17 protein-coding genes, 1 tRNA gene and 1 pseudogene are annotated in these 24,558 nt (G+C 66.6%); 4 read left to right on the forward strand and 15 right to left on the reverse strand.

Annotated elements, in window-relative coordinates:
* The first annotated feature begins 3 nt into the window (after positions 1-3).
* Positions 4-444, forward strand: coding sequence for a very short patch repair endonuclease (locus tag DAA40_RS09580; RefSeq protein WP_106849519.1), 441 nt, complete (start codon positions 4-6; stop codon positions 442-444).
* On the opposite strand, the gene drmB is transcribed toward DAA40_RS09580, so the two are convergent.
* The 11 genes and pseudogenes from drmB to DAA40_RS09640 form a co-directional block, all read right to left on the reverse strand.
* Positions 441-2,351 carry a DUF1998 domain-containing protein gene (gene drmB / locus DAA40_RS09585; protein ID WP_199849686.1) on the reverse strand — a complete coding sequence of 637 codons (1,911 nt, stop codon included), beginning with the start codon at positions 2,349-2,351 and terminating at the stop codon, positions 441-443. The genes DAA40_RS09580 and drmB overlap by 4 nt on opposite strands.
* Positions 2,348-5,848, reverse strand: a complete 3,501-nt coding sequence (locus DAA40_RS09590; RefSeq protein ID WP_106849520.1) for a helicase-related protein — start codon at positions 5,846-5,848, stop codon at positions 2,348-2,350. The genes drmB and DAA40_RS09590 overlap by 4 nt, the downstream gene beginning before the upstream one ends.
* Positions 5,845-7,548, reverse strand: coding sequence for a nuclease-related domain-containing DEAD/DEAH box helicase (locus tag DAA40_RS09595; protein ID WP_106849521.1), 1,704 nt, complete (start codon positions 7,546-7,548; stop codon positions 5,845-5,847). Before DAA40_RS09595 ends, DAA40_RS09590 begins: the two co-directional genes overlap by 4 nt.
* Entirely contained in the window at positions 7,545-8,846 is a 1,302-nt protein-coding gene (locus tag DAA40_RS09600) for a hypothetical protein (protein ID WP_199849687.1), read from the reverse strand. Before DAA40_RS09600 ends, DAA40_RS09595 begins: the two co-directional genes overlap by 4 nt.
* Before the next feature lie 218 nt (positions 8,847-9,064).
* Entirely contained in the window at positions 9,065-9,856 is a 792-nt protein-coding gene (locus DAA40_RS16425; RefSeq protein ID WP_199849688.1) for a hypothetical protein, read from the reverse strand.
* A gap of 276 nt (positions 9,857-10,132) precedes the next feature.
* Positions 10,133-11,164, reverse strand: coding sequence for a DNA cytosine methyltransferase (locus DAA40_RS09610; RefSeq protein ID WP_106849522.1), 1,032 nt, complete (start codon positions 11,162-11,164; stop codon positions 10,133-10,135).
* Positions 11,165-11,785: 621 nt separating this feature from the next.
* A complete protein-coding gene (locus DAA40_RS09620) occupies positions 11,786-12,166 on the reverse strand; it encodes a hypothetical protein (protein ID WP_106849524.1) in 381 nt (126 codons plus the stop codon).
* A pseudogene (locus DAA40_RS17025) lies at positions 12,159-12,284 on the reverse strand (helix-turn-helix transcriptional regulator); the annotation flags it as partial. The gene DAA40_RS09620 and the pseudogene DAA40_RS17025, both read right to left, overlap by 8 nt.
* A 249-nt stretch (positions 12,285-12,533) precedes the next feature.
* Positions 12,534-12,607 (reverse strand) — tRNA-Met (locus DAA40_RS09630).
* Positions 12,608-12,664: 57 nt separating this feature from the next.
* Entirely contained in the window at positions 12,665-15,586 is a 2,922-nt protein-coding gene (locus DAA40_RS09635; RefSeq protein ID WP_106849525.1) for a UPF0182 family protein, read from the reverse strand.
* A 131-nt stretch (positions 15,587-15,717) separates the two neighbouring features.
* The gene (locus DAA40_RS09640; protein ID WP_106849526.1) at positions 15,718-16,734 is read right to left on the reverse strand and encodes a PDZ domain-containing protein; all 1,017 of its coding nucleotides are present in this window, start codon (positions 16,732-16,734) and stop codon (positions 15,718-15,720) included.
* 117 nt (positions 16,735-16,851) lie between these two features.
* On the opposite strand from DAA40_RS09640, the gene DAA40_RS09645 reads away from it, so the two are divergent.
* Positions 16,852-18,309, forward strand: coding sequence for a zinc-dependent metalloprotease (locus tag DAA40_RS09645; RefSeq protein ID WP_106849527.1), 1,458 nt, complete (start codon positions 16,852-16,854; stop codon positions 18,307-18,309).
* 14 nt (positions 18,310-18,323) lie between these two features.
* Here the strand turns inward: DAA40_RS09645 and DAA40_RS09650 are convergent, their stop codons facing one another.
* Positions 18,324-18,902 (reverse strand): M48 family metallopeptidase, encoded by a 579-nt coding sequence (locus tag DAA40_RS09650; RefSeq protein WP_106849528.1) that lies wholly within the window; start codon positions 18,900-18,902, stop codon positions 18,324-18,326.
* A gap of 318 nt (positions 18,903-19,220) precedes the next feature.
* On the opposite strand from DAA40_RS09650, the gene DAA40_RS09655 reads away from it, so the two are divergent.
* Both DAA40_RS09655 and DAA40_RS09660 read left to right on the forward strand, forming a co-directional pair.
* A complete protein-coding gene (locus DAA40_RS09655; protein ID WP_106849529.1) occupies positions 19,221-20,297 on the forward strand; it encodes a hypothetical protein in 1,077 nt (358 codons plus the stop codon).
* 16 nt (positions 20,298-20,313) lie between these two features.
* Complete coding sequence (locus DAA40_RS09660) at positions 20,314-21,630, forward strand: AarF/ABC1/UbiB kinase family protein (protein WP_106850107.1); 1,317 nt, start codon at positions 20,314-20,316, stop codon at positions 21,628-21,630.
* Between the two features lie 72 nt (positions 21,631-21,702).
* Here DAA40_RS09660 and DAA40_RS09665 read toward each other — a convergent pair whose 3' ends face one another.
* The 3 genes from DAA40_RS09665 to DAA40_RS09670 all read right to left on the reverse strand — a co-directional run bounded on the left by DAA40_RS09665 (position 21,703) and on the right by DAA40_RS09670 (position 24,549).
* Entirely contained in the window at positions 21,703-22,011 is a 309-nt protein-coding gene (locus tag DAA40_RS09665) for a WhiB family transcriptional regulator (RefSeq protein ID WP_234356325.1), read from the reverse strand.
* A gap of 104 nt (positions 22,012-22,115) precedes the next feature.
* A complete protein-coding gene (locus DAA40_RS16195; protein WP_158716353.1) occupies positions 22,116-22,274 on the reverse strand; it encodes a hypothetical protein in 159 nt (52 codons plus the stop codon).
* 199 nt (positions 22,275-22,473) lie between these two features.
* Complete coding sequence (locus DAA40_RS09670; protein WP_234356326.1) at positions 22,474-24,549, reverse strand: ATP-dependent DNA helicase UvrD2; 2,076 nt, start codon at positions 24,547-24,549, stop codon at positions 22,474-22,476.
* Positions 24,550-24,558: the final 9 nt, after the last annotated feature.

Here is a 24,558-nt window from a genome sequence, read left to right on the forward strand (position 1 = left end):
TAGATGGCACAGGCTGAAGCCAGTTCCTGGGCATCGAGTCCAGGGAGACGTCGGAACATGCAAGCCAACCGGTCGAGGGATACCAAGCCCGAACTTGAGATTCGACGCCGACTGCACGAACTCGGTCTCCGCTACCGAGTTGCGATCGCGCCCGAACCGGGCCTACGCCGACGAGCGGACATTGTCTTCACCCGGGCGCGAGTAGCGGTGTTCATCGACGGCTGCTTCTGGCACGGGTGCCCGGAGCACGGCCGGTCGACCTTCAATCACAATGCCGAGTACTGGCCCGCGAAGATCGCCACCAATGTGGCGCGCGATGCCGACACGAACGCCAAACTAGACGCAGCCGGCTGGCACGTCCTGCGCTACTGGGAGCACGACGATGCAGCGGCGGTCGTCGAGGAGATCCGGCAGACCGTCTTGGCGCTACGCCGCCGACCCTAGGCAAGCATCGAAAAATACCCCAGCGTCGGATCAGCAAACGTTCCTACGACCAAGCCTCGATCGAGGAAGCGGTTGAACTCTTCGCAACTCGTCTCAGGCAGCAGGGCGCAGCCGTGACAAGCAGCTAGGTTGCAGGAGTCCGGCCCTTGCCCCTTCTCGCCCGCGTCCATGCAGACCGGGTCCGTAGAGCACCACCGGGCATCGGAGATGGCAGACGCGAACACTGATCGCAGGTTGTCGGGCCGGGCCATACGCACAAGGCCACCCATCGTGCCCTCAGAGTCGCCGGCGGCGGTGTAGATGAGGAGTCCCGCCATCTCTCGTCCGGGAGTGGCCGAGACGTAGAGTCGCTCGCGGAGCGAAGCAGAACTGTATCCGCAGGCGAATATCAGCTCGTTGATAAGCAGGTGTCCCAGTGTGTGCAACAGCACGAAGCGCGGAGTGAGCGAGCGGTCCTGAAGACCGCGTTGGGAGGCGACGTGCCCATAGTGGTCGGCGATTCCCTGGGCTCTGGCTTGGACCTCTGCGCGAGCTTCCCATGCTGCCAGCCCAGCCGGATCGAGCTCGAAGTAGATGCCCTCACCCTTCACGACGTAGGCGGGCAGCCAGTCCTGAACAGGCGGCAGAGGTTCCCGGCGCAGCAGCGCTTTGCCGGCGCTGAGTTTCAGGACGTCGTCCCGGACTCGGGTGAAGCCTCGCAGCGCTCGGGTCTCGCGGAGGACATCGACTGAGCGCACTCGCTCCAGGTGAGCATCGAGATCGTGGTGGATGCCGGGGTTGGTTGCAGTGAGGTAGTCGTCTTTCGGGGTCTCCCGGATGTGTTGGAACTCCGGATAGCGCCACTCGTCGTCCCCGGTAAGGAGTTCGGCGTCGGACTCCTCACCTGACGCCGGCTCTTCTTCTCCGACGCCCAGGAGGTCGCGGTAGCCCGCGATGAGCTCGTCGTCTGAGATAGGGCCGAAGAGTTCCGGCGGCACGTTCTTGAGAAGCTGGTCACGCAGCCTCTCGACCTCAAGGCTCGCCCCGAAGATGCTATGAAGAGTGCGCATCGTCGTACTCACTGCTGGGTGGCGCATCAGGTCGTGCATCTCAGCACTGACCGCGCCCTCCTTGCGGGGTAGATAGATCGAGGACTCGACCTTCGGGAAGTAGACATTGCCCGCAGCACGTAGGGCTCCACGCATCGGCTGCCCACAGGCTCCTTCGAGTTTGGCAAGCCAAGGGCGTGCCCCGGTGCAGAGGTAGGGGTCGTCGGGTGACGACAGTTGGTCGCTGAGGTTGGTGTGCTCGTCACCGTTGACGAAGCGCGCCTCGGTGATGCCGCGAAGGGACCGTTCGTTCTGGCAGCCATCGCACACGACTCGCTGGCCCTCAAGGCCGCCGCCGCCGAGAGACTTCAGGCGCAGCGTCCCGTTGCAGGGCGGCCGGTGGGCACGATGGACCCACTTGTCGAAGGGGAAGTCGTCGAGATGCCCAGCGGCGCAGACGGCCACGAAGGGCACCTGCGACATGCGGGGCTTGTACTTCCAGTCGGCGTGCTTCTTGTCCTTGCAGACCACGGCCTGCTGCATGGTGAGCGTTGAGAGTTCGAGGCGCTTGCAGAACATGCAGAAGCACCAGCGCGGGAAACGCAGCACGGGCACCGTGAGCTTGACGTTGCGGTTATCGTTGGCCTGCCCCTGGTAGCGGTAGTCCGGAGGGAGACGGAACTCCGAGACCCTCAAGCGCGCTTCGAGACGCCAATCGTGTTCCTGATACTCCTCAAGCGCCAAGCTGCTGGCGTCGTCGGGCTCGTACCAGTGATCCAACCCTGCCGTGATGACCGAGGTGCCGTTGACGAGGACGCTCATAGCACCAACGCCGAATGGGGTGACGAGCTGCGCCCGCCTCATTGCTCCGGTGCTCATAGTCCGTCCTCCACATCGGCATCAGCGTGGGCGTAGGCCAGCGAGATCGCCAGTCGGCACTCGGCGTCAACGTTGCGCATGCTCGTGGGCACGTCCCAGATCGTGGCTTTGCTGTCCAGGTCAGGAAGCGTTCCCGCAAAGCGCATGAGACCTTGCTTCGGGTCGCCCCACGGGGCGGGATTGGCCTCCCAGATAGTGCGTTCCCAGCCATCCCACTGCCGTGCACGCTTGTCTGCCATCCGCTCCAGCACCGGCACTTCGTCGGAGTCAGCGATGAGCGCACGCTCACGGAGCAACTCGATCGCCTCGTCATACTCAGCTGAAGGGAACGGGTACGGCGGGAGGTCTCCCGGGGCGGTCTGCCGGACGTAGGCCACAGCAGCGGCATGCAGCGCCCGGCGGAGCACCGGGGTAGCGAACGGCGTCACGGAGGTCGGCTCGACCTGAGCGTAGAGCTGCTGGTGATAGGTCAGGAATCGCTCGTAGTGGCTGCGGTCACGAGGCTTGGCTGCGCCATAGATGGTGATCACCAGGCCGGGACTGACGTCGGCACGGCGGCCGACACGACCGGAGACCTGGATGTACTGCGCAGTGGTCTTGGGTTGTCCGACGATGGTCATCAAGCCGAGACGGTCGATGTCTACCCCGACCTCGATGATGTTTGAGGCGAGGCAGATATCAATGGCGTCTTGGCGCTCCTGTCCCGGGACGTAGCGGGCCTGGAGCTGCTCGATGGCCTTGGGGATCTCATCGGAGCGGCGGCGGGAGGTGAGCTCCATCGTGCGGTTTGGCCAGCGCGGATCGATGCCGTCGCGGCGCACGAGCCCGGTCAAGTAGTCCGGGACGTCAGACTCCAGCAGCGAGACCGTATTGCCGAGTTCGCGCAGGGAGTTGAGGAAGTTCAGGTTGGTCCAGTAGCCGTCTCGGTCCGCCTCAGGCACCTTGGTTGCGGCCTGCAGAGTTGCGGCTGCGACACGGGTCTGGACAGTCTGCATCGATCCGAGAGAGGCGCTCATAACCCCGATGTAGCGACGCCCTGGCTCGAACGATCCATCTGCCTGCCGGGCAGGTTCAGCGAAGAATGAGCGGCCTTCTTCCAACCCGTGCGGCGGGAACAGCGCGACATCCTCTCGGCCGAACAGCCCCTTGATCTGATCCTCGTAGCGCCGGATCGTCGCAGTCGACGCGATGATCTTTGGCGGGATCGGTTCCTCCGCTCGCCGGTCGGTGCACAGCTCGTCGATGACTGGCTCGTACAAGCCGACCATCGATCCGAGTGGGCCGGAGATGAGGTGCAGCTCGTCTTGGATGATGAGGCCGGGCGGCGAAACCACACGCTCACCCTGCTCGTCGAAGCCGAACAGGTTCCGGGCTTGCGGACGCCAGGCCATCATGGCGAACTTGTCGACGGTGCCGATGACGATCGACGGACGGACTTCGTAGATGTCTTCGTCGACCACATGCACCGGTAGGCCGGAGCGACGCGAGTAGCGACAGTGTGAGTCAACGCAGCGCAGCACAACTCGGTCGCGTCCTACCTGCTCGTAGCCAATGACGTCCTGGCCACCCCGGCCCTTGGGCTTGGTGCCCATCTGTGCCCCGCACCAGGGACAGCGCAGCAGCAGGAAGAGGTTCTGCTCGTGCGGGTTGCGCCGCAGCCGACCGAGGACATCGACGGCCTTCTTCCAGCTGTTGGGAGTCGAGGAACCACCCAGCCAGATCCCGATTCCGAACGGCGAGGTTCCCAGCACATCGGCGTGGTCGTCACGGATGGCTTCAAGCACACAGACAAGCGAGGCAGCCCGCAGGAACTGTTGGGCAGTCAGGAGGCGCAGCGTGTAGCGCATCAGGGTGTCGGTGCCAGCGTCGTCGGGGTTGCGCAGGCGGCGAGCTAGCAGGCTGATCGCACAAGCCCCGAGGTATGCCTCAGTCTTACCGCCACCGGTCGGGAAGAAGATCAGGTCGACCAGCGAGCGAGTCTTCCGAGACGGATCAACCAGCTCGGGCAGGCTGGCGAGGATGAAGGCGATCTGGAAGGGACGCCATGTGCCCCTCCCCTGCGGAATGACCGGCACAGGGTGGTTCCCCTTGACCCGCAGCACATCATCCTTGCCGCGTTCGACTTCACGGAGCGGAAAGTTGGAGCGCACCTGCTGGTAGAGCATGGCCTCGTTGGCCCAACGGAACGCCTGCCGCGCTGTCTGGTCTGAGCCGACAAGGTGCCATCCCGTCTTCATGCGATCTAGGGCGGTCTCGGCCAACGCCATGTGCCGCCGAGCAGCGTCACGGAAGCGCACCGGCAGATCGTCGATCTCGGCCTTTCGTGTGTCGATCCACTCACCGTAAAGGCGCAGCACGGTCTCGACCTGCGCTTGCCCTTCAACCGTCCCGTCGGCCAGTTCCTTCATGCTGACCGTGACAGCCTGGCGCTGCCCTTCTTGGTCAAGGCGGTAGTTCCCATCGTCGTCAGTCAAGTAGATGTTCGGGGTTAGGCTGACGACTTCGTAGCCTGGCAAGGCCACGGCACGCACCAGCGGTACCGGGGCGTCGGTGCCACCTTCCCACTCGGCAGCACAACCATGCCCGATGGCGTAGGTGCGCTTGTTGCGGTAGAGCAGGTCGATCGACTGCTCTTCGTCGTCACGGTCGGGCAGCTCGACCTCTGGGTAAGGCTCGATGACCAGGCCATTTGCGGCACTGACGGTGAAACCCATCTGGAACAAGGCCGTGCTCGGTCCGGTGCCCATCACTTGATTGACGACCGCGACTGTCACCAGTCGCAGTTCCGGGTCATCGACGCCCGGAACAGGACGGCTAAACACGCGCGTCGTTGGTTCGATCCCAGGCGGGTCGCCTTCGGGCGCAGTGTCGACGATCTTGAGTCGGTTGGTCTCACTGATGAGGACACCACCGGGTACTGCGCCGGCGAGCGTGAACGGACGGCGCCGCCACCAGTCAACCGGCTTGGACACACCCGGGATGTGGACGCTGAGCTTCTCGTAGTGGGCACCAGTGACGGTGACGATGAGCGAACCGTCCGTCGGCACGCGGCACTGGAACGAGACCGCCATCGCCGAGGGCTTGAAGCTGTTGGCGTCGGTCAGGTCGAAGTCGTCAGAGTCAGCCTCGTCATGTCGCAGTCTGCCTTGAATCTCGACAGGCGGGCCTTGCGGGTCTTCTTCGTTGCGGGCGACGCCAGGGATGCTGGTGAGGTCGACATCCTCTTCCGTCGAGTCCGCAATAGACGTGCCGCCGATCGAGGCGCCGCTGTGAAGAACACCAATGCCGTAGCGGGTGAGGGGCGACCCGATAGTCAGGATCTCTTGCATCGTGGTGCTGTCGTGGAACTGGCCTCGGCTTTCCTCGGCCGCCGAGAAGGTGATCGTGCCGCTCGAACAGTCGACCGGCTTTCCGGCCGGCTCCTCCGAGCCGAGGGGGCCGAACAGTTCACGACGGAGTTCAGCTTCGACGATGGCGCGGGCTTCGAGTCCGCTCATGGAGTGCCTCCTACGGCATGACGGAGCGTGCTGGCTTCAATGAGTGCGACGAGGCGATCAGTGGCGCGTGTGAGCCCGACGTAGAGCAACGAGTCAAAGTTGTCGTTGATCTTGGTCGTGTCGAGGTCGGTCACCACAACGGCGGGGGCTTCGAGTCCCTTGAAAGCATGGATAGTGGAGTAATGCACCTGGCCAGGGCGGGCCTCCCTGCCATCGGCCTGCCTCAGGATCTGCCGAAGCCACGGATCAGTTGTGGTGGCTGCGGGGGGGGCGTCGCGGAGGGGACTCAAGACAACGATCTCGTTGAGGGCGTAGCCGTCGTCCTTGAGCCCGCGGATCGCGGTGGCGAGTAGTCCTGACTGATCTTGCCCTGCCGGGTACTGGCGAAAGACGGGATCGATGCCGTCGTCTTGGCGCCGGAACCGTCTGTAGCCAGGTTGTAGGTGGCTAAGCAGGTTCACCTGGTAGCCGATGCGCGGGAGGTTGCGGCAGTTCTGCATCAATCTGTGAGTCGACAAGTAGGGAGCGCGTGAGCGCAGCCGATCACGCCCCGTCTCGTTCTGGAAGACTGCCTGTCGCTCAAAATCACCGAAGAAGAGAAGCCGCCCTTCCTTTAACCCACCGGTGACCATGAAATCGAGGACATCGAGGTACGGGTCGATGGCGATGTCCTGGACCTCGTCGATGATGAGGAAGTCGGAGACTAACGGGCTGCCGCCCTCGATGAGGGCCTCCATCGCACGCTCGGGCAACTCCTCATTCCAGAACTCGGGTCCGGCACCCTCCGGCGCACGGTCGACCCGGGCCAAGCGCAGCAGTTCTTGATGGAAAGTGCCGACGCTGAGCCCTTCAAGATCCGCCAGATCACTGGCGAGCCGATTACCGAGGAAACGGTTGAAGCACAGTAGCCGCCCCTGCTTGCCCGTAGCGATCTCACGGCGGGCAGACTCCATCGCCAAGAAGGTCTTTCCTGATCCAGCTGGTCCCGCAAACAGAGCGGCGTGGTTGTCGGAGGCAGCGTCGAGTGCCAGGAACTGCTCCTCGATGAAGGTGGTCAACTGAGACTCGCGAGCGCGGCGGCGATTCCCGGCGACCGTGGCCAACTCAAACTTGGGACGGAGCAGGCCGGCAATGCGCGCAGCAGTTTCGCTGTCCGGTCCGACGCCGCCGTAGGAGAAGTACTTGATCTTGTCGTCGAGGTGTGTGGTGCCAGCCGCGAGAGTGCGCAGGATCGCGGCGGGCGCTGACTTCACGTCTTCGGAGTCCATGACCTGCCAGTCATGCCACTCGGGGTTCCCAGGCAACAAGGTGCGAGCGCGGACACCGGTGAACCAGACGGCCGACAACATCGGAATGGAGCGCAGGCCGACGTTCTTCTTCTCCAGGTAGGAGCGCAAGCTATGCATAGCTTCACTGGCCTGCTGGAACGGTCCGCGCGCGGTGGGAGCGTCGTTGCCGAGCCGCCAGGTACCGTCCGACCGCCGGTCGATTGATTGGTGGGACTTGACCTCGATGACAAGGATTCCGGCACCCGGGACGATGACGACGAAGTCGGCTTCGCCCTCTACCTGACGAACGTGGTCAGCGATGCCAAGAGAGTGGAGTACCAGCCACTCATCGGTCTCCTCGCCGTCGCGCAGCCTGGCATAGACGGCCTTCTCCCCTGGCGGGGCGTCGTCCGGGCAAAACGCAGGCATCATTCGAGCCACTGTCCGCTCCGATCTTCAAACGGCACTCTTGCATCGTGCCGCGGCACGATCTCGGAGTGGGGCGAAATCGCAACGACACGGGTGGCCAGAATGCCCCGGAACCCCTCGGTTCGGACGTCCAAACTGAGGTGCCCGGTGCTCTCCAACTCCGTAAGGTCGGAAGCCGAGACAGCCGTCTCGAGCTGCCTCCCGATCTCCGCGCTCGCCTGATACAGCATCTTGCGGAGGAGAGACGCGTAGCCAAAGGTCGGCTGAATCGAGATACCCAGCCACTTGAGGAGCGATTCGAAATCCTGGTCGCTGTTGGGTCGGATCAGGCTCGGGTCGGTCCAGGCTCGTGCCCGGTCCGCAGTCTCGACGCCTGTCGCACGCAGGTCCTTCACAACCTGTCGATAGCCGTATCGCTGGAGCCGCTGAGCCAGCAACTGCTTCCACTCTCCTTGGGTAGCATTGACCGCCGTGGCTCGCGGACCCAGCCTGGCCAGAGCGGCTTGGTACAGCGCACCCCGCTCAGTCACGCCCTTCCGCAGGAGTAGGTAGGTGCCCTCACAGACAGCCGCCACGTCCGTGTAGGTGACCCGCTCACCAGCTGGCTGCCGAGGATCGAGGGAACGGATGCGTTCTCCGTCATCGAGCCACATCGCCAAGTTGCCACTGAGGAGGATCTTGCGTGCGTCAACCTCTTCGTTCGTCGGCTCACGGTCCTCGGATTTCCGCGCGTCCCAGACCGGTTGGGGAAGGTAGGCGTCCTCGTCCTCTACCTCGACAGGCGCGCTCGGCTCCGGCTCGGACGTGTCACCAACTGTGTACTCCCGGGCCTCAATGCGGATCGCGCCCTCCGCGTACGGAGCGATGGCAGAGCGCGGGATGCTCCGGTCTCCAAACCACGCAGGTAGTACGAAGCTGACCGCGTCGGTCACCGGTGCGGTAATCAGGGGCGGCCGACAGAAGCGGGGCGGTCCGACGACGTACGCCTGCTCGCGGTCTGGTTGACCACGCTCAAGCTCCCCAGCGGTCATGACGGTGATGCCGTGTTTCCCCAGCCACGACGTGAGCCCGAGCTGGGCGGGCTTACTCGCGGCGATGACAACGCAGGTGTCTGCGCCGGCTTCGAGGCACGTGCGCAGGAGTTCCGTACCTACGACCGATTCCCGGTCCCGGTGGGCAAGCGCTGTAGCCGATACCACGATCTCGTCCAGTAGGTCCTGGTCGGCGACCGCACCTCGAAGACGATGAGCCTGTCGACTGACTTCACCGGCCAACTCTGTGAGTCCCTGGTTGAAGACCATGGGTTGCGGTTGTGTAATGAGGCGCCAACGCAACGCCTTGGACACCCCAGCCAGGTCGTCCAACAATCCCGGTCCGTCTTCGCGGATTGCAGCAATCAAGCGACGAACGGCCAGGTTGAAACGAGCCCCCGCGCGATCACCGACAGCGACAATCTCGACGCCATCTCGGATGAGACTGGCGGAGGCGGCATAGCGCTGACTCAGCGCGTCGATACGACTCATAGCGGCACCGTGAACGCCAGGGCTTCGACACCCGACGGCGGCGACCAGCCGAGATCATCCGAGAGCGACAGCGGCTCGCCGCGTGTATTCCTTAGTTGGGTCACAAGCTCGGCCGCCGTCTCATCCGCCACGGAGCGATCGAGCACGCAGATCACTACTGGTGCTTCGATCTCCCCGAGGTACTTGATCGCGCCGTTGCCGTCCAGAATCACGGCGTTCAAGTCCTTCGGAAGTGGCAGGTGTTCGGCAAGCCGCGCGGAGGCGAACAGGCGCGTGAACCATGTTGCCGCCTTGGTCGCCTTCGGCCTGAGCAATGACCTGATGGAGCTCGGTGGGAATACGTCTTCGTCCTTGGCCAGGTAGGCGTCGAAGTCCTGCTCCAGCCACTTCAAGGCCCCGACGATCGCGAGATCTGCGGCAGGAAGCGCAAGCCGGGCGTCCCAAGCGACGTCCAGGCGGGCCATGCGTTCCATGCTTCCGGGCTCCGGGCGAGGCTCCTTCTCCGGGCTGTCCAGTTCCACCAGGGCAGCGAGCGCTCGTATGCCATCGACTCGCCACTTCGATCCGGCAAACTGCGCCTGGGGCGGGTCTGTGGCTTCATCAAGGGACGAGAAAGCTCCCGTGATCACGTGACGGCTGTTGACGGCACGGAGCGGCTGACCTTGCTCCATCTCCCTCAGCGTGTCCAGAGGGTCAGGCAGCGCCGGCGCTTCACTTGCGAGCACCCATCCGCAACCAATCAGGGCTGCCGCGAAGTCGCGTTTCGGCACGGACAGTGCGATGACCAACTGTCGATCGCCAGCCCTTCGATGATGCCGCGCGGCCCGGGTTCCCAAGACCACCATCGGGTCGAGCCAATGCGCAGCGTGACCGGGCCGATCGGGGTACTCCGAGAGCACAAGTCGAGTCCGCCCACCGGTAGAAGCCGCCAAAGCAGGCACCTCCTCTATGTCTCGACCCCGCCTGTTAGTTACAGAGCGGACGGTAGTGAGTGCCTCCGACGGAAACGGGCGACCTGTTGCGGCTGGCCACCGGTCGCGCGGCTGCGTTGCACCCATTACTTCTCACGCGCTCAGCGCCTCCAGTGGAGCCACCGGTCGCCCTGACGACCGCATGGCAGTCTTGATTGCGGTAGCGAGAGACTTGGCCAACGGGGGCGGGACTGCATTGGAGACCTGCTCGACCTGGGCCGAGAGGGTTCCCTCCAGAACGAACTCCTCCGGGAATCCCTGAAGGAGCATCGCTTCGTAGATGCTAAGACGGCGGCGGCCCTCGGGATGTACATGGATCTCTCGATGGCCGTAGGCGACAGTAGGGCTCGGCTTGTCCCAGTCCAGTCGACGGAAACTACGGCCTGCGCGGTCGGCACCGCCAGGCTGGTGGAAACGCTTTGATACCGGGCGCATCGTCCAGTGGTTCTCATGGTGGGGAATAGCTGACTTCTCAAGATCGCGAGCGAAGAACGCTGGAGCAGGAAGATCTCCGATAACTGACCGCACCGTGAGCCCACTCGCTTCCACCTTCGCTGGTTTGAATCTCCGAGCCACTTCCTCGTTTCGGAAACCAGAGATGATGACTCGATTCCGAGTCTGGGCGACTCCGTAGTCGAGGGCCGAGTACTCGTTCACATCGGGGGTGAGACCGATCTCCTTGAACTTGGAAAGGATGCCGCGGAACGTCACCGAGTGCTTGGCATCACGGATACCTAAGACGTTCTCGAACAGAACGAACTCAACGTCGTACTTTCCCTGAAGCGCCTCGACAATCTGAAGGTAAAGTATGGGTAGCCGGTTGCGCGGGTCGTCTGCGGCCGATCCGGTATTTGCGCGGGAGAAGCCCTGACACGGCGGCCCACCAATCACCCCGATCGATTCGCCTGGCTCCAGAAGGTTCTCCAGGTGGGTAAGAACACCGTCAGGGCCGAGATCCTCTAGGTCGGCGGCAACTGACGTCGCTTCCTTGAAGTTCCGCTGGTGAGTCTGGATGGCGGCGGGCGACACGTCGACCGCGAAGGTCAGCGGGAAGCCAGCCCGCTTGAAGCCGAGGTCCAAGCCTCCTGCACCCGAGAAGAGGCTGACGATCTTGGGCAACGCCATGCTGACTCCTGTTCGACATGCGCACTCACAGGGGCAAACGAATGGCGCTTCTTCATCCACGGCCCACGGTTGCCCCGCGTCGGACACGGCTCACACCGGCAACTCTAGCGATGACCGGCGACGATTTTTGGGCGGGGGCCGAGAACCTATCGACCGAGTCCGACCTCAGGACCAAGTTGGTTTACACGAGGAGCTGGAGATGCAACCCCGCGTAGCCGCCGCAGCGCCGCTTCGGCGCGGGCGCGTCAACTCGCTGGTTGTCGCTGGCGGGCTGTCCGCCGAGGGGCTCGTGGCTGGTGATGCCGTGCCGGTCGCGGTAGGCGGCGATGGTGGTGACGTTCCTCAGCCAATGCCCGCGGTCGACTGATGGCTCACCGAGTTGCTCGACCCACCGTTCGCGGTTCTTGACGGCAGTGACGGCGAGTGCCCGGGGCGTTGTTCGATGAGCGCCTTGCGCTCGTTGATGGCCTGGCGCATGTCGGATGACATCGGTCCCATGGGTTCTGAGATGAGGCCGACGATCATCCTCGCGGAACGCCGGCCTCGGCTCCTTCCCGCTTCGGCGGTGGCCAGCCTCAACCGGTGGCGTAGGACGGCGGCGATGTCATCGGCGTCATCGAGTCAGTAGCGGGCGACTGCACTAGGCAAGGTCGCCTCGATGTTGTGGCCATTCGCTTCGGCCCGCCGGAGCTCGGCCGCAAGTGGGCCGTAGGCATCCGAGGCGAGTACATCGTCGCGTTGTTCGTCGGTGAGGCCGCAGGACATGAGCAACTGCGCCCAGCGGTCGCATTGCGCAGCGGTGGCGAGGGTCTCCATTTCGGCAGCGAGCTGGGCGATGCTGCCCCAGGCCTCCTGCTCGGCCTTGATCGTCTGCGTGGCAGACAACTCGCCGCCGCTGTTGGCGAGCACCCCGGTCAGCACCTCCTTCGGGGTCGGGGCATCTTGTGCGTCACGTGCGCCGTGGTGCTCGTCAGCCTCGTGGGTGGTCTGCTCATCACACATCACTCTCACGCTGCGCATCGAGCCAGTCGCGGACATCCGAGAGCGCGAACCGCAGATGCTTGCCGAGCTTGAAGGCTCGCGGCGCCTTGCCGGACAGCCGCCAGTCGTAGATGGTCTGCGCGGGGACCCGAGGTACTCGGCAAGTTCCTCGACCCCGATCAGGGGCTCCAGCCCCGGTTCTGTGGTGTTCATGAGAGGCAGGTGCTCAAGCCGTACCGAACAGCCGGGAAGCGACCGGATCGAACGGCGCTGCGCCTGCGCGGGGAGCGCGGCGCACCTGCTCAATGTGGTAGGTAAACGATGGGATCGCATGTCGCCCCCAAAGCGAAAGTCCAGGGCAACCATGGGCTGACCTGGACTTTCTTCGTAGCGGGGACAGGATTTGAACCTGCGACCTCTGGGTTATGAGCCCAGCGAGCTACCGAACTGCTCCACCCCGCGGTGACATGGGTCTACGTTACGCGTCTCCTCGGCGGCTCGCAACCAACGTGCCCGAGATCACCCGCCGTCGTCGGTTGGCTCGGCCGACGGCGTTGCCGCCTGCTGTTCCTTGACCGCGGCGTCCAGCGCCTTGCTGGCGTCGATGATCTGCTGTTGCGCCTGCCCCATCGTGGCGTAGTCACCGGACTGCGCGGCCGCCTCGTACGCCGAGATGGCCGCCTGCAGCGCGGTGTTGGCATCGTTGATCTTCTGCTGCGTCGACGCGTCTCCCCCGCCAGATCCGCCGGTTGTGCCGTTGGGGTCCGTGGTGCTCTCATTGATGTCCGCGGCGTCTTCGTTGGCCGTGTTGGCGGCATTGTCGCCGGCGCCCGGGCCGAACAGCTTGTCCAGGCCCTCCTTGATGGTCGGAGCCCAGGTGAGCTGCCCGCCGTACTGCAGCAGCACGAACTGCAGTGTCGGGTAGGTCGAGCGCACGTAGACCGGTTCGACGTACAGCAGGCCGCCAGCGATGGGCACGGTCAGCAGGTTGCCGAAATCGACCGAATCGGCGTTTCCCTGTCGCAGCCAGTTGAGCTTGGTCTTGATCTCCTCGTCGTTGGTGAACTGGTTCTGCACCTGACGCGGGCCGAAGGTGTTCTGCGCCGGCGGCATGGTCAGCACGGTGATCTTGCCGTAGTTCTCCGGGTCGCTCTCGGCTGCCATGTAGGCGGTGATGTTGTCCTTGTTGTTGGCCGTGAGCGGTGAGGTGATCTTGAAGGTGGACACGTCCTGGCCGGGCAGCTGTGAGCGGACGTAGAACGGTGGCTGGTCGCCGGCGCCTCCACCGGTCGGGTCGGCGGCCACCTTCCAGAAGCCGTCCTCGCCGTAGAACTTGCTCGGGTCGCTGACGTGGTACTGGGTCAGCAGCTGCCGCTGGATCTTGAACAGATCCTCCGGGTAGCGGAAGTGGTCGGCTAGGCCCTCGGGGATCTCCGACTTCGGGGTGATCGCCCCCGGGTAGGCGCTCTGCCAGGTCTTCAGCACCGGGTCGTTCTCGTCCCACTCGTAGAGGGTGACCGTGCCGTCGTAGGCATCCACGGTCGCCTTGACCGAGTTGCGGACGTAGTTGACCGTCTCGTCGGGCAGCGCGGCGGTGCCGGTGCCGGTCTGCGCGTCGGCGGTGGTGTCACGCAGGCTCATCTGGGCGGCGTACGGGTAGCCGTCGGAGGTCGTGTAGGCGTCGATGATCCAGGTGATCCGTCCGTCGATCACGGCCGGGTACGGGTCGCCGTCCGCGGTCAGGAATGGCGCGACCGCCTCGACCCGCTCGCGCGGAGTGCGGTCGTAGATGATCTTCGAGTTGCTGCCGATGCTGCTGTTGAGCAGGAAGTTGCCCTCGGCGTAGCGGATGGCGAACACGGCCTTGCGGAACAGGTTGTCGACCGGAACCCCGCCCTCACCGTCGTAGGTGGTGCGGCGCTCGCCCTGCCCCTCGCTGTCCTCCGGCCGGTCGTACTCACGATGCTTGCCGTCCTCAGTGCCCACGATCGAGTACTCGTTGTTGAGCTCGCCGAAGTAGATCCGCGGCTGCTTGACCTCGATCTCGCCACCCTCGAACCCGGAGTTGACGAAGTTCGGCATGCCCTTCTCGTCGACCTCGTTGGCCGGCGCGGCAATGAATCCGTAGCCGTGGGTGTAGTAGGTGTGCATGTTGATCCAGTTGCGCTGCGCCTCGGAGAAGCGCGAGGGATCCAGCTCGCGCACCGCGACCACGTAGTCCTTGCTCTCGCCGTCGATCGTGTACCGGTCGATATCCAGCCGGTCGGCGAACGAGTAGACGCGCACGACCTGCTCGTTCTGCTGCACGACCTCGCTGATCACGTTGGGATCAAGCAGCCGCAGGTGCGGGATGGTGCCGGCGTCCGCCCGGATCTCGCCGGGCTCGGCGGTCGACTTGGCGGGGTAGGCCTGATAGTCGACCTCATCGAGGCCGTACGCCGCGAGCGTGGCGTCCATCGCGCGCTCGATGTACTCGGCCTCCTTCACGTTCGCGTTCGGCGTGACCACGAACCGGTTGTAGATCGCCGGGTAGGCGGTCCCGATCGCGAGGCTGGCGACGATCATCAGCGCGAGCGCCATCGCCGGGATCGCGAAGTTCTTCATCAGCAAGGTGGCGAAGAACGCCAGCGCGCAGATGATCGCAACGATCGCCAGGATGGTCTTCGCCGGCAGCATCGCGTTGACGTCGGCAGCCGCCGCACCGTAGAAGTTCTTGCCCCGGGTGGAGAACATCAGGTCGTAACGATCGAACCAGTAGCCCAGCGCCTTCAGCAGCACGAACACGCCCAGCAGCACCGCGAGGTGCGCGAGCGTGGCGGTCGCGAAGCGCTGGCCCGGCGAGTTGAGCCGGATCCCGCCGTACAGGTAGTGGATCGCGGCCGCGATCACGATCGCGAACCCCACGACGGCGAACAAGTAGGTCAACGAGAACCGCAGGAAGGGCAGCTCGAAGGTGTAGAAGGACACGTCCAGGCCGAACTGCGGGTCGGTGCGGCCGAAGTCGGTGGAGTTGGCCCAGGTCAGATACGAGCGCCACTGCGACTGAGCCGCATAGCCACCGAAGAGGAAAGCCGCCAGGGTGGTGACGATCAGCAGCAGCCTGCTGCGCGGCTCGATCACCCGGCGGTATTGCTCCAGGTTCTGCTGCTCGGCGGTGAGCGGGCGGAAGGCCGGTCGCAGCCGGTAGGCCAGGTAGGCGTTGAGCCCGATCACCAGCGCCGCCACGGCACCGAAGACGAGGAAGAGGACGGCGCGGGTCCGCCACGTGGTCCAGAACACCTCGGTGTAGCCGGTCTCCTGGTACCACCAGTACCGCACGAGCAGCTGCGCGACCAGGCTCGCTGCCAGGATCAGCACGGCGAGCGCGACGCCGATGATCATCAGCACGCGCGCCCGCTTGCTCATTCCGAAGGACGCGGCCGCCGGCGGTCGAACTGCCACCCTTGCACTCTCCCCTATTAGTTCCTGCAGCGCGGCTGGCGAGCCGCGCGCTGATATCCCAACGCGCAGGTCGCGCCCACGGTTCCTGCCGTGAGAAGCCTATGAGCCCGGCGGCTGGGCGGCCACCTGGGTCAGGAGCAGGTGTCGATCGGCTCGCCGGCCCGCAGCGCCTCGATCGCCTCCACGGCGTCCTCGAGGGTGGCGACCTTGGCGATCACCGGGCCGTCGTCCGGCGGGTCGATCAACGCCTCCGCGCAGTTGTCGGCCGGCGTCAGGAACATCGCGGCCCCCACCTCGGCCGCCTTCTTGAGCTTGAAGCGCACCCCACCGATGGCGCCGACGTTGCCGTCGGGATCGATAGTGCCGGTGCCGGCGATGAACTCGTCGTCCACCAGGGGCTGCTCGCCCACCAGGTCGATGATCCCGAGGGTGAGCATGAGACCGGCGGACGGGCCACCGATGTCGTTCTGTGCGAAGCTCACGCTGAAGCCGCCGTAACCCCGGTACGTGACGGTGATGCCCAGCAGCGAGCCTGCGCGATCCTCCGGCGGACCTTGGGTCACGATCGTCGTCGTCGCCGGCTCACCGTCGTGCAGATAGTCCACGCTCACCTCCGTGCCGGGCTCGATGCCGGTCAGCACGGTGGTCAGCGTCTCGGCGTCGGGCACCGGCTGCCCGTCGACGGCCTCCAGCGCATCCCCCGGCGCGAGCGGGATGTCGTCCGGCGCGTCGACGACCACGACCTTCTTCGGGTAGTTGAGGTAGTTCATCGCAGCCTGGATCGCCGCGCTCTCGCTCTGGACGTACTCGGCGCGGTTCTGCTCGTTCGTCTCCTCGCGGGTCTGGGTGGGTGGATAGACGCTCTCGCGTGGAACGATCGCGGCATCGTCGGAGAACCATCCGGCGATCGCTTGGAAGATCGTGATCTCGTCGATGACCCCGACCGTGGTGAGGTTCAGGTTGCCCTCCCCCGGGTCGGTCTGCTTGCCCTGGATCGCGATGACCGGCTCGCCCTCGAAGTCACCGAGCGTGTTGACCGTCGGGCCCGGCACGAGTGAGACGTACGGGACGCGGATGAACGCCAGCAGCAGCGCCAACCCGCATAGCACGATCACGCCGGTGACCAAGGTCTGCAGGCGGCGAGTCATTGCCTTAGCGTAGGGCAGCGTGCGCCTCGTCGACCGGCCACCCGGCGTCCGTGATCGGGGAACAACCCGCCCGCCGGAGGACGTTGACCTACCAAGCGCCCAGCCTAGGAGGCACCCATGACGAAGCCGCCGTTCGGTTTCAACGGCCCGCAGCCCGACGACGACCCGTCCGAGGAGGGCAATCAGCCTCAGCAGCCGGCGAATCCCTTCGGCTTCCCCATGCCGGGCATGCCGGGTATGCCGGGCATGCCAGGTATGGGCGGCGGGCAGATGCCCGACATGAACCAGCTCATGCCGATGCTGCAGCAGCTGCAGCAGATGTTCATGGGCGGCACCAGCGGCCCGGTGAACTGGGACATCGCCAAGCAGACCGCGGTCCGCGCAGCGCAGCAGGGTGAGAAGCCGGCCCAGACCTCCCGCGATGGCGCCGAGCAGGCGGTGCGGATCGCCGATCTGTGGCTGGATAGCGCCAGCACCTTCCCCAGCGGGGTGGGCTCGACCGCCGTGTGGACGCGCAGCGAATGGGTGTCGCGGACCCTCGACGTATGGGCGACGCTCTGCGATCCGGTGGCCTCGAAGATGGTCGGCGCGATGACCGCGCTGGTGCCCGAGGAGGGGCTGGCCGCAGTTCCCGGCATGCCGCAGCTTCCGGGTATCGAGAAGATGCTCGAGGCGATGGGCGGGATGCTGTTCGGGGGCCAGTTCGGGCAGGCGCTTGCCTCGCTGTCCACTGAGGTCCTGACCTCCACGGACATCGGGCTGCCGCTCGGACCCGAGGGGACGGCGGTCCTGGTCGCGCAGAACGTCGACGAGCTCTCCGATTCCCTCGAGCACGATGCAGAGGAGGTACGGCTCTACCTCGCGCTGCGCGAGGCTGCCTACATCCGGCTGTTCGCGCACGTCCCGTGGCTGCGCAAGAAGCTGTTGAGCACGATCGAGGCATACGCCTCGGGGATCACCATCGACCGCGACGCGATCGAACGTTCGCTGTCGGAGATCTCCCCCGAGGACTTCCAGGCGAACCCGCAGAAGATCCAGGAGATCATGTCCAGCGGGGTCTTCGAGCCGCAGCAGACCGAGGCCCAGAAGCAGCAGCTCACGGCGCTCGAGACGCTGCTCGCGCTCATCGAGGGGTGGGTCGACCGCGTGGTGACCACAGCGGCGGCCGACCGGCTGCCGGGGGCCGCGGGGCTCGGCGAGATGATGCGCCGCCGCCGCGCCTCCGGCGGGCCGGCCGAGCAGACCTTCGCAACCCTCGTGGGCCTCGAGCTGCGGCCCCGGCGGCTGCGCGACGCGGCCGCGATGTGGGAGCGGATCGAGGACGCCGAAGGCATCGAAGGGCGCGACCGGCTCTGGGAGCACCCCGACCTGCTGCCGACCTCGGACGACTTCAGCACCACCACTGAGCACCCCGAGGGCGAGCCGCAGCTCACCGAGGCTGATTTCGAGGCCTTGCTGGCCTCGGACGGCAGCGGCGGGCCCAGAGAGCATCTCGACGGCGGCATCGACGGACGCCCCGACGACGAGGACGAAGACGACCCGGACAAGGGCGGCCCGGCACCGGCCGGCGCCTAGGTTCTGCTGCGTCGCTACTCGGGCTGCTCGTCGTCCCACCCGATCGGCAGGCCGGCCGCGTATGCCGCACCCTCCAGGAACCCCTCGGCACGTGCGGTGTCCGGATAACGTGCGCACAACTCACGGAACCGGGGGCCGTGGCCGGGTTCCAGCAGGTGTACCAGCTCGTGCACGATGACATAGTCGATCACCCACGACGGCATCTGCTGCAGCCGGTGTGAGAGCCGGATCTGACCGGTCGACGGGGTGCATGACCCCCAACGGGTTCGTTGGTTGCTCACCCACCTGATGCCCGCCGGCCGAGCCCGCCCCTCGAGGTATCGCTCCGACAGCGCGCTGGCCCGGCTCGCCAGCTGCTCGTCGCTTCGCGGGGTCGCCTGCTGCCTCCGGTCCTCCTTGGCCAGCACCCGACCAACCATCCGGTCGACCCATCCCTCCGCCTCGTCGGCGCTCAGCCGGGCGGGCAGCAGGACCACGACCTGCTCGCCGTCCCGGTAGGCCTGCACGCTGCGCGTGCGCCGGGTACTGCGCCGGATCTCGACCGGGACGCCTCCGACTGTGCGCCGCTCGGTAGCGGGCTTTCGAGCACTCACGCCGCCGAGACTAGCCGGGCCGCCCCGACCGCCACGACTCGATTCAGCTCGCGCGCCCCGAGGATCGTTTGTCCACAACCGCCGGGCGAGTCGGCATGCGTCGGTTTTCCCCCAGGTCACGAGGAGAATCGGTCAACGGTCGGCGGCCTGTCCACAGCCCGATCCACAGCTTTCCCGCTGGCTGCACCCCTGTCCTCCACAGCCAGCCGACGCGCTGTCCACATGTCGCCCGGCGGCCGACTCTGCCTGTGGACAAGTGTCCGGGCAGGTCCCAGCGATGTCAGAGTGCCTCACATCCGCCGCATGAGAGGAGGTCCGGTGAGCACGATCGTCCGCAGCGATACGTCCCTGCCGGAGTACCCGTGGCTGCCGCCGGTGCTGCGCCGCCTCTGGCGCGCCCCCGGGGTGCTGCAGATCGGCACCGACTCCGCGCGGGCGGTCGTCTTGCACAACGCCACCGAGGAGATTGCCGCGCTGATCGCCAGCCTGGACGGTCGCCGCCACCTGTCGACGGTGCTCGACCAGTGCCCCGTGAATGAGTCCACTGCTCGTGACGTGCTGGCGACGCTCGCCTGCGAAGGACTGCTGGTCGACCTCGCAGATGCCGCGGACGGCCCACCCGATCCCGCGGACCATCCCTCGCTCAGTGGGGCGCTGGCGCCGGAGCTACACGGCCGTGCGCTGGGCTCGCTCTCGGTCAGCCCGGCCGAGATCCTGCGGCTGCGGGCGCGGGCCCATGTGGTGATCGTCGGCGGGCCCCGGCTCGCGGCGGCGGTCGGCGCGCTGCTCGCCGCGAGCGGCGTCCGGCAGTTCGGACTCGTGCAGCGCGGGTCGGTGTGCGGCGCCGACCTGCTGCCGGGTGGTCTGCTGGCCACCGATCTGGGGCGAGACCGGCACGGCGCCATCGGCGATGCAATCTCCCGCAGCGCGCCCGGCACCACGGTGACCGCGCTGGGCACCACCGACCGGCCGAGTATCGTCCTGCTCGCCGACCCGGTGGATCCCGCCAGCGAGCGGGCCCGGATGCTCATGGCCACCAGGACGCCGCTGCTGGTCATGTCGATTCGCGAGCGCCGCGGCGTGATCGGGCCGCTGGTCGTGCCGGGCGAGTCCTCCTGCCTCGAATGCCAGGACGCCGTCCGTCGCGACCTGGACCGGCACTGGGGAGTGCTCAAGCCGCAGCTGCTGAACCATCCCGGTTCGGCAGGCGAGGGCGGCGAGACTGCCCTGGTGATGATGACAGCGGCGCTCGCCGCGACCCAGGTGCTGCAGTGGATCGACGGTGAACGACTGCCCGAGACGCTCAACGCCAGCCTCGAGATCGCGCTGCCCGATCTAGTTCTCGAGCGGCGATACTGGCCGCGGCACGCGGCCTGTGCGTGCCGGATCCGTTGAGGTGGTGGACAATGGCATGGTGTCCGACGATCCCGTTGTCCCTGATCGCCGCCGCGCCGCCAAGCTCGCCTCCCTTCCCTTGAGCGCAGCCGGCCGTGCCGCGGCGGGGTTCGGACGTCGGCTCACCGGGCAGAGCGCCGAGGAGGTCAGCGCCGCAAACCGCGAGCGGATGGCCGAGCAGCTGTTCGAGGTCCTCGGCACGCTGAAGGGCGGCGCGATGAAGCTCGGGCAGGCGCTGTCGGTGTTCGAGGCTGCCCTGCCCGACGACATGGCAGCGCCCTACCGCGAGGCCTTGGTCAAGCTGCAGGAGGAGGCGCCGCCGATGCCGGCGGCGACCGTGCACCGGGTACTGGACCAGCAGTTCGGCATCCGGTGGCGTGAGCGATTCACCTCGTTCGACGACCAGCCGGCCGCCGCAGCGAGCATCGGTCAGGTGCATCGCGGCGTGTGGCACGACGGTCGTGAGGTGGCGATCAAGGTGCAGTACCCCGGCGCGGGCCCCGCGCTCATGGCCGACCTCAACCAACTCTCTCGGTTCGCACGGCTCTACGGGATGGTGACGCCGGGGCTGGAGATCAAGCCGCTGATCGAGGAGATCCGCGAGCGCGTCGTGGACGAGCTGGACTACCGCAAGGAGGCCGACGCGCAGCGTGCGTTCGCGACCGCGTTCGCCAACGACCCGGACTTCCTGGTTCCCGCCGTCGTGGCCAGCGCACCCAAGGTCGTGATCGGCGAGTGGATCGAGGGCACACCGCTGCGCACGATCATCAGCGATGGCACGCAACACGACCGGAATCGCGCGGGCGAGCTGCTCGCGACGATGACCTTCGCCGGCCCTGCCCGGGCCGGGTATCTGCACGCGGATCCCCACCCGGGCAACTACCGGCTGACAGCCGACGGCCGCCTCGGCGTCCTGGACTTCGGCGCGGTCAAGGCGCTACCCGACGGCCTGCCGGAGTTCATCGGCGAGGCGATCCGCATGGTGATCGAAGGTCGGGCGGACGATGCGCTCATCGCACTCCGGCAGCACCGCTTCCTGCAGCCGCACATCGTGGTCGACGCCCAGGAGATCATCGACTATCTGCTGCCCATCCTGGAGCCGCTGGTGCTACCCCGATTCCAGTTCACCCGGGCGTGGCTGAAGGAGCAGGCTGCCCGGCTGACCAACCCCCGCGGCCCGGCCATGCGCTTCGGGCGGCAGGTCAACCTGCCGCCCGAGTACGTCATGATCCATCGGGTGTTCCTCGGCGCAATCGGCATCCTGTGCCAGCTGCGCGCCGAGGCGCCGTACGCCACCATCACCGAGGAGTGGCTGCCCGGGTACGCCGAATAGGCAGCCCGCCGAGCCCATCGACGAGCGGGTGAATCGGCCGGCGCGCCACGCTGCACCGCTCTGGGGCAGCACCTAGGCAGCGCCCTTGCGCGGCCGGCCACGGCCGCGCTTGGTAGCGATCACCGCGCCGCGCTCGAAGATCTGGCCACCCCAGACACCCCACGGCTCGCGCCGTTCGATGGCGCTGAGCAGGCACTCGGTGAGCACGGGGCAGCTCTGGCACAGCGTCTTGGCCAGCTCCAGCTCGGCCGGCTTCTCCGCGAACCACAGGTCGCCGTCCTGCTGACGGCACGGCAGGTCGTCGCGCGCTCCGAAGTCGGGGGCGAACAGGTCGATGTAGGGCGCCTCCTGCGCCTTGAGATCCTTCATCACTACGGTCATGTCGTCATCACCTTGGTCGGTCGGTGGTGGGCATGGGCCGGGCCACGCAAAAAGCCGCGAATCCCGGTCCGGGATTCGCGGCCAGCTCGCCGATGCGTCGTCGCCTAGGGCGAGCCTTGCATCGGGGGTACGAGATCCAGGGGGGTGTGCTTGTCCTGCTTGCCGAAATCGGTCGACCCGGTCAGGCCCGTCGGGCGGCAGGAGGCAGCAAAGAGCGCGCGATCGCGAGTGGCGATCGCGAACGTGGTAGCGATGTTGTCCACGACGGCGCTCCTTCCTGGTCTGGACGACATACGAACGGAATCGAGGCTAGAGCCCGGCCGGTACAGACGCAACTGATTTATTGCGGCCTCGCCGAAACTCGCGCGCCACACCCATCGGTCCGCTCGGCGCGATAGCGCCCCGCCATTGCCTGGTGCCCTACAGGCTCATCACCAACCGCGGCGCTGCATCGAGAAGATCTCAGCCGCGACCGGCGGAGATGACCTCGAGCACCTCCGAGCCGTACCGGCCCAGCTTTGTCTCGCCCACGCCCTTCACGCCCAGCAGCCCCATCAGGCTGGATGGCGCACGCCGGGCGATCGCTGAGAGGGTCTCATCGTCGAAGACGCCGTACGGCGGGCCCTCGTTCTCCCGGGCGCCGCCCAGCCGCCACTGCCGCAACCGTTCGAAGAGGTTCTTGCCGTGGGCCCGGCACTCGGCGCACGCCCCGGCCGCGACGTCGCCGGGCACCAGCGCCTGCCCGCAGCCGGCGCACCGGGTCACCTTGGCGCGGCGCCGGACCGAGGGCGCGGTTGTGCTGGACTGCCCGCCGCCGAAGGCGTCCAGGAACCTGCTCTGCTTGCGCGAGCCGCGGCCACCGGGCGCCCGGGAGAGGGAGAAGCTCAACTGCAGGTGCTCGCGAGCGCGGGTGATTCCGACGTAGAGCAGCCGGCGCTCCTCCTCCACCTGCTCGGGGGTGCGCGCGCGGCTGATCGGGACCATGCCGTCGTGCAGACCGACGAGGAACACCGCGTCCCACTCCAGGCCCTTCGCGGCGTGCAGGGAGGCCAGAGTGACGCCCTGGATGGTGGGCGCGTGCGCGGCCGCGGCCCGCTGGTCGAGCTCGGCGACGAAGCCCTCCATCGTCGTGGCCGGGTCGGCGGCCCGCATCTCCTCGGCGAGGCCGACGAGTGCGTTGATGGACTCCCAGCGCTCACGCGCCGCTCCCTGACCTACGCTGCCCTCGGGGTCCCAGCCGCTGGAGGCGAGGACCCGCCGCACCTGCTCGTCGAGGGCGAGCTCGGATCCTCCGGCGGAACGGACCGACGCGCGCAGGAACACGATCGCCTCTCGGATCTCCTCCCGCTCGAAGAACTTCTCGGCGCCGCGGACGACGTACGGCACCCCGGCGTCGGTGAACGCCGACTCATAGACCTCGGACTGGGCGTTGATGCGGAACAGCACCGCGATCTCGGCCGGTGAGGTGCCGCGGTCGATCAGCTCCCGGCAGCGGCGGGCGACGGCGGCGGCCTCGGCCGGCTCGTCGTCGAAGGTGCGCAGCGTCGGCGAGGGGCCGTCGGGGCGCTGGCCGACCAGCCGCAGGCGCGCCTTGGCGAGCTTGCCGCCGCTACCGGAGATCACCTTGTTGGCCAGCGCCACCACCTGCGGGGTGGAGCGGTAGTCGCGTTCGAGCTGGACGATCGTGGCCTGCCGGTAGCGCTCGCCGAAGTCGAGCAGGTAGTCGGGGCGAGCGCCGGTGAAGGTGTAGATGGTCTGGCTGGCATCGCCCACCACACACAGGTCGTCCCGCTCGCCGAGCCACGCGTCCAGCAACCGCTGCTGTAGCGGGTTGACGTCCTGGTACTCGTCGACGACGAACCCGCGGTACTGCGATCGGATCTCGCGGGCCACCTCGGGGACGGACTCGATCAGGTAGGCCATCGACATCAGGATGTCCTCGAAGTCGATGACCCCGGCGTTCTTCTTGATCGCGTCGTAGCGGGCGATCACCGCCGCTACCTGGGCGGCGGGCAGCGGCGTCTCGCGGGCCGCCTGGGTGGCCGCCTCCGGGTAGGCGTCGGGGCCGACGAGGCAGGAGCGCGCCCACTCGACCTCCGAGGCGAGGTCGCGGACCAGGTCCGTCGTGGTCGCGATGCGCTCGCGAGCGGCCGCCTGCCCGACCATCCGGAACTTCGAGGAAGCCAGCTCGGGCAGTGAACCGCCGACATGACGCGGCCAGAAGTACGACATCTGGCGCAGCGCGGCGGCATGGAAGGTGCGGGCCTGCACACCCTGTACCCCGAGCATTCGCAGCCGGGTGCGCATCTCCCCCGCGGCGCGGGCGGTGAAGGTGACTGCCAGCAGCTGCTGCGGCGCGAACTCGCCGGTGGCGACGAGGTAGGCGATGCGGTGCGTGATGGTGCGGGTCTTGCCGGTGCCGGCACCGGCAAGGATGCACAGCGGGCCACGCGGCGCCAGTACCGCCTCGGTCTGCTCCGGGTCCAGGCCGCCGATCAGGCGGCGTACGTCCGGAGTCAGGTCGAGGTGTTCGGTCACCGCTCCAGT

Origin of the sequence: Blastococcus sp. Marseille-P5729, assembly GCF_900292035.1 — a bacterium.
Classification (GTDB): Bacteria; Actinomycetota; Actinomycetes; order Mycobacteriales; family Antricoccaceae; genus Cumulibacter.